This is a genomic window from Rhodococcus sp. OK519 (assembly GCF_003051005.1).
Classification (GTDB): domain Bacteria; phylum Actinomycetota; class Actinomycetes; order Mycobacteriales; family Mycobacteriaceae; genus Prescottella.
In genome coordinates, this window is sequence record NZ_QAOW01000009.1 from 34,756 (window position 1) to 44,727 (window position 9,972).

Here is a 9,972-nt window from a genome sequence, read left to right on the forward strand (position 1 = left end):
ATCACACACGAATTCAACGCGGAAAGCCTGTGTGAACCCGGGAAAACATGTGTGGGCTCAATCCATCCACAGGCCCGTGGTTGTCCCCAGCCTCGCTCCGGAACCGGTACGGACGCAGGTTGGTCCGTCACGACGAGGGCACGATGCCCGGGTGGACTCACACATCATTCGACGCACCGAGGCACTCCAACGCGGGGCCGCCGATCATCAACTTCAAAGGCAGTGCCGGACCAGGACGTGGCGCCGGATTCGACCGGGGCGATACGCACCGGCGGCTGCATTCGATGCTCTGGACATCTTCGAGCGGCACCGACTCCGGGCCCTGGAAACCCTCCGGGCAGCGTCCACCGATGCGGTGCTCAGCCATCAGTCCGCGGCAGTCCTCCACGGCCTTGACCTCTGGAACACACCGCTGTCCATCGCACATCTGACCCGAAGCCGTCCGACCGGCGGTCGACGCACCCGGCATCGTCATGTCCATTCCGCGATACTGCATCCTGACGAGGTCGCGGAAGTCGACGGACTCCCCGTGACGACCGTGGCTCGGACAGTGGCGGATCTGGCACGTACGCTGCCGTTCGAGCAGGCCGTCGTCGCCGGCGATCACGCGCTGCACGCGGCGGGGCTCACCTCCGAGGAGATGGCTGCCGCGGCGGACGCGATTCCGTCACATGCCGGACGTCGGCGCGTCCACCGCGTCTTCGAGCAACTCGACGGACGATCCGAATCCGTCGGCGAATCGCGCAGCCGAGTGCTGATGATCCGCGAGCAACTCCCGATGCCGGACTGCCAGCCGAACCTCTATGCGGCCGGCGGTGAGCACCTGGGGCGCGTCGACTTCCTGTTCGAGGACCTTGGTGTCGTGGGGGAGTTCGACGGGCGCGGGAAGTACGGCCGTCTCGTTCCAGAAGGACAGGTCCCCGCCGACGTCGTGTGGGCGGAGAAGAAGCGCGAGGACGCGATCCGGGGCGCGGGTTGGCAAGTCGCACGGTGGACGTGGGACGATCTCGAATTCCCCCACCTGGTGGTCCGGCGGATATATGACGCCGTCGACCGCGCCCGGCTCTCGCCTCCACCGAGCGGACAGGTCGGACACACCCCGAAGCCGTAGCCGGATCACGTGGGAAGAGCAACTGCCTACGGCCGCCACAGCTCCAACCGCGGAATGCCCGGGGTCTCGAAGCCGAGGACCTGGCCGTAGAACGACAGCTCCGCCTCGCGGGCGCTGACGATGGTCTCGACTCGCCGGAAGCCGTGCGCCTCCCCCTCGTAAGCGAGGTAGGCGTGCGGAATTCCCTTGTCCAGCAGCGCCGCACGGAATCGTTCGGCCTGCGACGGCGGGACAATCGGGTCGGACAGGCCCTGCAACAACAGCACCGGGCACGACAGCCCGCCGACGTTGTTGACCGGAGCGCGCTCGATGTAGAGGTCGATGGCCTCGGGCAGCGGTCCGATCAGCCCGTCGATGTACCGGGACTCGAAGTCGTGGGTCTCCTTGACGAACTCGACCAGTTCGGCGACGCCGTAGTACGAGACGCCGCAGGCGAACACGTCCGACGTCGTCAGCGCCGACAGCACCGTCCATCCGCCGGCCGAGCCGCCCTCGATCGCGAGACGGTCGGGGTCGGCCAGGCCCGAGTCGGCGAGTCCGCGGACGGCGGCGACGGTGTCCTCGACGTCGACGATCCCCCACTGCCCGCGCAGTCGGTTGCGGTATTCGCGCCCGAATCCGCTCGAGCCGCCGTAGTTGACGTCGACGACACCGATGCCCCGACTCGTGAAGTACGCGTACACCAGGTGCACCGCCGGCGCGACGTGCGCGGTGGGGCCGCCGTGCACGAACGCGACGTACGGCGGCAGTTCGCCGTCCGGCGCCGTGAAGTTCGGGTTGCGCGGCGCGTAGACGAGCGCGTGCACCTCACGCTCCGGGCCCGCGAAGGTGAGCGACTGCGCCTCCGGCAGGAACTCGACGTCGGGCAGGTCGTCGACGGACAATCGGATATCGGTGAGCGTGCCGGTGTCGAGGTCGAGCAGGCGCAGGCCCGATGCGACGCGGGCGCCGCCGCAGCGCAAGAGGATTCGACGGCCGTCGACGTCCGCGATCTGCACCGAGGCGATGCCGTCGAGCACGATGTCGGAGAGAGCGCCGGTCGCGGGATCGAGTAGGGCGAGGGTGTCGGTGCCGACCGTCCGCGTCGTGAGCAGCATGCCGGTGTCGAGGGCGGCGTGCCAGACGGCACCCAGTTGCCACAGCGGGGCGGCGAAATCTGCGGCGACCGGACGGATCGGAGCGACGTCACGACGCAGGTCGACGCGATACAGGTTCCACCAGCCGCTGCGGTCGCTGATCACGTGCAGCGTCTCGTCGTCGACCCACTCGGGCTGCAGCACCGACTCCTCGGTGCCACCCATCAGGACGCCCACATCGCCTGACGCGAGTGCGAGAATGCGCAGTTCTGTTCCGTCCCAGGGCATCTGAGGATGGTTCCAGGCGATCCATGCGAGACGCTCACCGTCCGGGGACAGCCGCGGGTACGCCAGGAAGTCGGATCCGCCGACGATCGAGCGGACCGCCGCAGGATCGATCTCCGCTCGCCCGTCGAGGGGGATTGCGCAGATGTCGCGGACGATCGCTTCACCGTCGTGGCGCTCCCGCACGCACCACACCTCGTCGCCGACGATCGTGAGGTCGCCGTAGCGATCTGAGGAGGGAGTGGGTGACATCGGCGTGATCGGTATCGGCGCGGCGTCGGCGAGCGGATCGAACCGGTACAGCCGCTGGTCGCTGAACTCGGCGAACACCAGCACACTGCCACCGGCCACCGTCCACGCGCCGCCGCCGTATTCGTGGACGCGGGTGCGCGCATTCCAGGGCGCGGGCAGGACGTCGACGACCACGTCGGGGTCGCGTCGACGACGAATCGCCGTCCGACCTCCCTCGGTGGGCCGCAGTTCGGACCACCACACCTCGTCACCGACGAATCGACCACCGTCCACCGGATGTCCACTCGCGGCCAGGTCGACGGCGCTGATCGGCGAAGTCCACGATCCATAGGGGGCAATGGCGGGCGCGGGAGACGTCATGCGCCCACCCTAGCCACGGCCGCGCCTCGACGACGTAGCGTTTTCCCATGACCCCGGACCTGATCCCGGACTTACCCGCGCGGTTCGCCCAGGCATCCGTCGCACGAATGGCGACGGTGTCGGCGGACGGCACGCCGCACCTGGTTCCGGTGGTGTTCGCAGTCTGCGGCGGCATGGTCTACACCGCCGTGGACCACAAGCCGAAGACGACCCGGCACCTGCGTCGCCTGTCGAACGTCGCCGCGACCGGACGGGTCAGCCTGATCGTCGACCACTACGACGACGACTGGTCCCGGCTGTGGTGGATCCGGGTGGACGGCAGCGCCGAGGTGCTGGAGGCGGCCGCCGCGACCGCTGCGCTCGACGCCCTGGTGGCGAAGTACCGCCAGTACGCGTCGAGGCGTCCCGCAGGACCGGTGATCGCCGTCCGGGTGTCCGGTTGGCGTGAATGGTCGGCGTCGTAGTCGAATCGTGCGTTCGACGCCCTTGTGACACAGGGCACATCGGGTTCACGATGGAGGGACCCTGTCTGTACTCGTCCTCGGAAGGACGGTTCCTCTCATGACACGCAGGATTGCTGGAATACTCGCCTCGATCGCGATCGTGCTCTCACTCGGTGCGTTCGCAGCACCGGCGGCGTCGGCTGCACCGGCGCAAGCACAGCCCGCGCAGGGATCGGTGGGGCTGTGCCTCGTCATCCCGCTGGGATCGCTGGTGTATCCGATCTGCATCTGACGCCGATCCCGTCGCACCTCACACCTGCGGGGTTTGTGACGTCTTCTCGCGGCGCCTGGCGCACCCTCCGAATTTCATTTGCGCTCGAGTGGAAGTATGGAGGGCGTGAGCACTCCAGATTCCGCCCGTCCCCGTCGGCCGCACCGCGCTCTCGAGCAGTCCACCAAGCTGCAGAACGTGCTGTACGAGATCCGAGGGCCGGTGCACGCGCATGCCGCGCGATTGGAGTCGGAGGGGCATCGGATCCTCAAGCTCAACATCGGTAACCCCGCGCCGTTCGGCTTCGAAGCCCCCGACGTGATCATGCGCGACATGATCGCGGCTCTGCCTTACGCACAGGGCTATTCGGAGTCGAAGGGCATCCTTTCGGCACGACGCGCGATCGTCACGCGGTACGAGTTGGTGCCCGGCTTCCCGGAGCTGGACGTCGACGACATCTACCTCGGCAACGGCGTCTCCGAGCTCATCACGATGACCATGCAGGCGCTGCTCGACGACGGCGACGAGGTGCTCATCCCCGCGCCCGACTACCCGCTGTGGACCGCGATGACGAGCCTGTCGGGCGGCACTCCGGTGCACTACCTGTGCGACGAGCAGAACGACTGGAACCCGGACATCGCGGACATCGAGTCCAAGATCACCGAGAAGACCAAGGCGCTGCTGGTCATCAACCCGAACAACCCGACGGGCGCGGTGTACTCGGCGGAGGTGCTCACCCAGCTCGTCGACTTAGCGCGCAAGCACCAGTTGCTGCTGCTGTCGGACGAGATCTACGACAAGATCCTCTACGACGACGCCAAGCACATCTCGCTGGCGACGCTGGCCCCCGACATGCTCTGTCTGACGTTCAATGGACTGTCGAAGGCCTACCGCGTTGCCGGCTACCGGTCCGGTTGGGTCGCGATCACCGGGCCGAAGGAGCACGCCGCAGGCTTTCTCGAGGGGCTCGATCTGCTCGCGTCGACCCGCCTGTGCCCCAACGTCCCGGGCCAGCACGCCATTCAGGTGGCGCTCGGCGGCCACCAGAGCATCGAGGATCTGATCCTTCCGGGCGGGCGCCTGCTCGAGCAGCGCGACGTTGCGTGGGAGCGGCTCAACATGATTCCCGGCGTCTCCTGCGTCAAGCCGCGCGGCGCGCTGTACGCGTTCCCCCGCCTGGATCCGAACGTCTACGAGATCCACGACGACGAGAAACTGGTCCAGGATCTGCTGCTGCAGGAGAAGATCCTCATGGTGCAAGGCACCGGCTTCAACTGGCCGGACCATGACCACCTGCGCATCGTCACGCTGCCCTGGGCGCGTGATCTCGCGGTGGCGATCGAGCGGTTCGGCAACTTCCTGTCGGGCTACAAGCAGTGATCTGACGGCCCCCGATACCGCGGATCGGGGGCCGAAATGTCCTGTTCCAGAGGGTTTCCCTCCGATCTGCTCACGATTACGGGCTGACACGACACGAAATTCGACCCCAATCCTGCGGGATCGCCTCGATATGGGTAGATTGACCGATTGGCACCTCTGAGTGCCCGTAAGCGCCTCGTCTTGCCCCCTCCCCCCCTGGGCGGCGAGGTCCGGTGGCGGGGACGACCCCCCCTGCTCCCCGCCACCGCTGCTTATCGTTCGCTCCCGCTAGCCTGATCCGGTGCGGAGACGAATTCGATGACACCCGACGCCCCTCAGGTGCGTGAGACAGCCTCCGGCATCAGCCATGGACACGGACACGGCCACGGACACGGCGGCCCCGTCCCCGTCGGCCCGACTGCGGCACGAGTGGTGGTCGGCCTCCTCGCCGCGATCGCGATCGCCGTCGTCGCCGGTGCGGTGATGCTGTGGCCCACCAAGCAGCACATCGAGATTCCCCTGCCGTTCCAGTCCGCGGGCGGCGCCGCCGTCACCACCGAGGCCGGAACCGTCGTGGCACAAGACCTCGCTCCGTGCGGTAGTCCCTCTGCCGGAAAGGCCTTCACGGGCGACGCGGCGCCACCACCGAACTCGGGTGCCGGATTCCAGTGCCACCGCAGCATCGTGACGATCGACTCCGGACCCCACGCCGGCACCCGAACACTCCTCGAAATCGTTCCGGGCCCAGGACAGCCGAATCTCGATGTGGGGCAGAGTATTCGACTCGTCCGGCAGACGGATTCGTCCGGCACCCCGATCTATTCCTTCAACGACTATGCGCGGGGAATGCCCCTCGCGCTCGTCGTCGCGGCGTTCGTCGTTGCAATCGTCGCGGTCGCCCGCTGGCGCGGGGTGCGTGCGCTACTGGGACTAGGCATCGCCTTCGGCGTCCTCGTGGTGTTCACGCTGCCCGCGCTGCTGGACGGCAAACCTGCGATGCCCGTCGCGCTGGTCTCGGGCGCCGCGATCCTCTTCGCCGTGCTCTACCTCGCACACGGCGTGAACCTGCGGACCAGTTCCGCACTCCTCGGCACCCTCGCCTCCATGCTGGTGGCAGCGGTGTTGTCGGTAATCGCGATCCGGATGACCCACCTCACGGGCCTCTCGGAGGAACAGAACACCGACGTTCAGGCGTACGTCCAGCATGTGAGCATCACCGGCCTGCTCTTGGCGGGTTTCATCATCGGCTCACTCGGTGTCCTCAACGACGTCACCATCACGCAGGCATCCTCCGCCTTCGAGATCGCCTCGATGGACGAATCTGCCACTCGAAGAACCATTTTCTCGTCGGCGATGCGTGTGGGTCGTGACCACATCGCGAGCACCGTGTACACACTCGTGCTCGCGTACGCCGGTGGCGCGCTACCACTGCTGCTGCTCTTCAGCGTGGCCGGCGGACCCATGGGCGACGTGCTGACAGGCGACGCCGTCGCGATCGAGATCGTGAGGTCGTCGGTGGGCGGCATCGCCCTCGCGCTCTCTGTTCCACTCACGACCGCAATCGCGGTGATGCTCGCGCGGCCTCGCATTCGCGCGAACACGCCCGCACGACACCGGGGTGGCCGCCACGCACGCTGACCGACTCAGAGCCCGGGGAGGCGCATCTCGGCCAGGGGCGCCATCGGGGGTGCCTGTACCGGGACGGCCGCGGGTGCCGAGGGCAGAGTGCTCGCCGCCGCCGGTGTCGACGTCACTGTGGCGCGGGGTCTCGCATCAGCGGATGAGTCGAATATCGTTCTGCCGTAGCCGAGCCCGAAGCCGATGACGGCAAGAAGAGCCAGCATGATGCCCGCGGCTCCGGCGCCGCGCAGCTGGCGCCGGGACACGCCCCGGTGAGAGGACGCGGTGCGACGTGTCCGGGAACGAGGGGTGGGCCCGAAGGCAGCCAGTGCGCCGTCACGACTGCCGATCAGCGCCGCACCCGACGCCGCCGAGAACTCCGGGTCATCGGGAACCACGACAGGCAGGCCCGCCAGGTCGGCGAGAAGTTCACGCACCGAATCGATGTGCGCGCCTCCACCGATCAGCACCACCGCGTCGGCGACGCTGCCCGACTGGAGAAGCAGTTCGTCTGCAACGACAACCGATTCTTCGAGACCGGCGGAGGTCCGCTCGGTGGCCGCCACACGTCCGGTCGACGTCTCGACCACGCTGACCGTCGTTCCAGAGGTCCCCAGGTCGCACACGACGACGGTGCCGAATTCGGTGAGCAATCCGGTTGCGCCCAGGTGCGCGAGCACCGCGGACAGCTCCGGGACCAGTCGGTAGCGGGTGATTCCCTCGCGGCGCATCGCGGAGTCGAGAGCGGCGGCTTGCCCCTCGTCTGTGTACGCGATGGTCACGCCGGCCGGCGTCCCGGACTCCGCGTCGTCCGCCAGCAAGACTCCGATCGACTCGCCCGCGAGCCTCACCGGATCCTGGTTGTCCACCAGAATCGTTCGGCGCTCGGCCCCTCCGAGCGCGCGGACCGCACTGGACTCCCGGAGGCACACCATCCGAACGAATCCGGATCCCACCGAAACTCCCAGAACCCCGCCCATGAGCCGCCTTCGATCGAGGGCGCACCCGGTCGACGCTCGAACCCGGTGCGTACTGAACCAGCCGAGTCTATACAGTCGCCCCTACACTCGTTTCATGAAACTGCTGTTCGTCTGCACCGGCAACATCTGCCGTTCACCCACCGCGGAAAGACTCGCTGCGGCCTGGGCGGACCACCGTGGCCTCGTGGGCCTCGACACCACCAGCGCAGGCACACGCGCCATGATCGGTTCGCCAATGGAAAAGACTGCAGCGAAAGTTCTTTCGTCTCTCGGAGGCAAACCCGAGAGCTTCTCCGGACGGCAGCTCACACCCGCCATCGCGGCAGACGCCGACCTGATCCTCGCCATGACGCAACATCATCGCGATGCGGTACTGCGGATGGCTCCGCGGCAACTCCGCCGCACGTTCACCCTCCTCGAGGCGGCGCATCTGGTGACGTCCGGTGGAGCGCGCGCCGTGACGGAGCTCGATACGACCCGAGCCCTCACACCGCGGCTCGACGACGTCCACATGGACGTCCCCGACCCGATAAAGCGGAATGAGTCCGTGTTCGAGGAGGTCGGTGAGCAGATTGCCGCGGCAGTGGTAACCGTGCTCGAAGGACTCCATACGATTGATCGACCGTAGGCGGATACGGGTCCGGCCGCACCTCGAGCATCTGCTCGTGGTGCGGCCGGACCGATCGTGAAAGGTGTTCTCCGGTCAGCGAACCGGCTCACTCCATTTGTCTGTTCCACTTCCCGACGAGGCATCGGCGGGGGCTTCGGGTGCAGAAGCCACAGGAGTGCTCCCGGGCTTCGGCGCGGGCCCCTCGGAGTCGTAGTAGTACTTGTATTCGTAGGCGTTCTCGCCCTTGGTCGGCGTCATCGTGAGGATCGTGCCGAGCACGTTCGCGCCGGCACTGCGCAGGTTCCCGACCGCGCGCGCCACCTGGTCGCGCTTGGTCTTGCCGTACCGGACAGCGATGAGTGCACCGTCCACCTTGGCGGCGATAACGGCCGCGTCGGTAACCGGGAGCAGTGGCGAAGCGTCGACCACGACGTAGTCGAAGCGGGCCTTGAGATCCGCGAACAGCGTCGTCGCGTGGCTCGAGCCCAGCAGTTCGCTCGGATTGGGCGGGATGGCGCCCGACGCAAGCACGGTCAGGTTCGGGAACGATGTGGACTGGAGGACGTCGTCGAGTTCGGCCTGCCCGGAAAGCACGGTACTCACACCGACCGAGTCGATCAGCCCGAGGTACTTGGAGATGCGGGGGCGACGCAGGTCGCCCTCGACGAGTGCGACGGAGTAGCCCGCCTCGGCGAGTGCCAGACACAAGTTGATGGCAGTCGTGGTCTTGCCCTCGGACGGAAGAGAACTGGTGACCGCGATAACGCGTGGCGGGTTGTCGACCTCGAGGAACTGGAGGTTTGTCCGCAGTTCACGAAACGCCTCGGCGCTACCGGAGTAACCGTCTTGGAAGGCGATGGCGGCCTTCTGCTCGCGCTCCTTGTCGAAGGGCACACTGCCGACGACACCGGCGCCGACGAGTTCGTCGAGCACCTGCCGACTCTTGACTGTGTTGTCCAAACGATCGCGAAGCACGGCGAGGCCGAGGCCGGCCAGCAGGCCGACCGCAAAGCCGAGCGCGAGATTGCGCTTGGTCTTGGGGCTCACCGGCGAGGACGGAGTGGAGGCGTGTTGTTCGACGACGACGCGGGCCGTCGGGGGGCGATTCGGATCGAACGTCTCGAGCTCCGCCGCCATGACCACGAACTCGTCGGACAACGCGTTGACGATGTCGCGGGCACGCTCCGGTGACGAATCCTGGACGCTGGCGTCGATGAGCACCGTGTCCGGAGCCGAGGTGGCCTTGACCTGAGACGCCACGCCGCTCGCACTGACGCCAGTGAGCCCCAGGCGGTCGATCGTTCGCTGCGCGAGCGTCGGTCCGGTCAGCAGTTTGGTATACGAAGCGACGCGCTGCTGCGAGAAGAGATTGCCCTGGTACACCTCGTTGACCGACGCTGCGGAGGATGTGGACACGAACAAACGCGCCGACGCCTGGTACATCGGGGTCGACATCAGCGATGCGACGAGTGCCCCCAGTACCCCGACAATCGTTGCGAGTGCGATGATTCGCCAACGTTGCTGCAAGATCCGCAGATAGTCCTGTACTTCCATTTCCCCGTCCTTACTTGCTTTCAACGCTTCCAACACCCTATGTACGCGTTC

General features: G+C 67.0%; 9 protein-coding genes. 6 read left to right on the plus strand and 3 right to left on the minus strand.

Going from position 1 to position 9,972, the window contains the following annotated elements; genetic code table 11:
• Positions 1–529: 529 nt before the first annotated feature.
• Positions 530–1,111 (plus strand): hypothetical protein, encoded by a 582-nt coding sequence (locus C8K36_RS20280; protein ID WP_420910913.1) that lies wholly within the window; start codon positions 530–532, stop codon positions 1,109–1,111.
• A gap of 26 nt (positions 1,112–1,137) precedes the next feature.
• On the opposite strand, the gene C8K36_RS20285 is transcribed toward C8K36_RS20280, so the two are convergent.
• Entirely contained in the window at positions 1,138–3,084 is a 1,947-nt protein-coding gene (locus C8K36_RS20285; protein WP_107986336.1) for a prolyl oligopeptidase family serine peptidase, read from the minus strand.
• A gap of 47 nt (positions 3,085–3,131) precedes the next feature.
• Between C8K36_RS20285 and C8K36_RS20290 the strand changes: the two genes are divergently transcribed.
• From C8K36_RS20290 to C8K36_RS20300, 4 genes are all read left to right on the plus strand, one after another.
• Positions 3,132–3,548 (plus strand): TIGR03668 family PPOX class F420-dependent oxidoreductase, encoded by a 417-nt coding sequence (locus C8K36_RS20290; RefSeq protein ID WP_107986337.1) that lies wholly within the window; start codon positions 3,132–3,134, stop codon positions 3,546–3,548.
• A gap of 97 nt (positions 3,549–3,645) precedes the next feature.
• Positions 3,646–3,819 carry a hypothetical protein gene (locus C8K36_RS24900; protein ID WP_181319651.1) on the plus strand — a complete coding sequence of 58 codons (174 nt, stop codon included), beginning with the start codon at positions 3,646–3,648 and terminating at the stop codon, positions 3,817–3,819.
• A gap of 96 nt (positions 3,820–3,915) precedes the next feature.
• Positions 3,916–5,178 carry a pyridoxal phosphate-dependent aminotransferase gene (locus tag C8K36_RS20295; protein ID WP_107986338.1) on the plus strand — a complete coding sequence of 421 codons (1,263 nt, stop codon included), beginning with the start codon at positions 3,916–3,918 and terminating at the stop codon, positions 5,176–5,178.
• Positions 5,179–5,475: 297 nt separating this feature from the next.
• On the plus strand, positions 5,476–6,795 hold the full coding sequence (locus C8K36_RS20300) for a YibE/F family protein (protein ID WP_107986339.1): 1,320 nt from the start codon (positions 5,476–5,478) through the stop codon (positions 6,793–6,795).
• Between the two features lie 5 nt (positions 6,796–6,800).
• Here C8K36_RS20300 and C8K36_RS20305 read toward each other — a convergent pair whose 3' ends face one another.
• Entirely contained in the window at positions 6,801–7,733 is a 933-nt protein-coding gene (locus tag C8K36_RS20305) for an FGGY-family carbohydrate kinase (protein WP_258195514.1), read from the minus strand.
• A gap of 118 nt (positions 7,734–7,851) precedes the next feature.
• On the opposite strand from C8K36_RS20305, the gene C8K36_RS20310 reads away from it, so the two are divergent.
• Entirely contained in the window at positions 7,852–8,385 is a 534-nt protein-coding gene (locus C8K36_RS20310) for a low molecular weight phosphatase family protein (RefSeq protein ID WP_107986342.1), read from the plus strand.
• A 75-nt stretch (positions 8,386–8,460) separates the two neighbouring features.
• Here C8K36_RS20310 and C8K36_RS20315 read toward each other — a convergent pair whose 3' ends face one another.
• Positions 8,461–9,921 (minus strand): polysaccharide biosynthesis tyrosine autokinase, encoded by a 1,461-nt coding sequence (locus C8K36_RS20315; RefSeq protein WP_107986344.1) that lies wholly within the window; start codon positions 9,919–9,921, stop codon positions 8,461–8,463.
• Between the last annotated feature and the right edge of the window lie 51 nt (positions 9,922–9,972).

Bases quoted from the DNA above. Each gene is read 5' to 3' on its own strand.
- C8K36_RS20300 (WP_107986339.1), top strand. From the start codon at position 5,476: ATGACACCCGACGCCCCTCAGGTGCGTGAGACAGCCTCCGGCATCAGC.
- C8K36_RS20315 (WP_107986344.1), bottom strand. From the start codon at position 9,921: ATGGAAGTACAGGACTATCTGCGGATCTTGCAGCAACGTTGGCGAATC.
- C8K36_RS20285 (WP_107986336.1), bottom strand. From the start codon at position 3,084: ATGACGTCTCCCGCGCCCGCCATTGCCCCCTATGGATCGTGGACTTCG.
- C8K36_RS24900 (WP_181319651.1), top strand. From the start codon at position 3,646: ATGACACGCAGGATTGCTGGAATACTCGCCTCGATCGCGATCGTGCTC.
- C8K36_RS20290 (WP_107986337.1), top strand. From the start codon at position 3,132: ATGACCCCGGACCTGATCCCGGACTTACCCGCGCGGTTCGCCCAGGCA.
- C8K36_RS20310 (WP_107986342.1), top strand. From the start codon at position 7,852: ATGAAACTGCTGTTCGTCTGCACCGGCAACATCTGCCGTTCACCCACC.
- C8K36_RS20295 (WP_107986338.1), top strand. From the start codon at position 3,916: ATGGAGGGCGTGAGCACTCCAGATTCCGCCCGTCCCCGTCGGCCGCAC.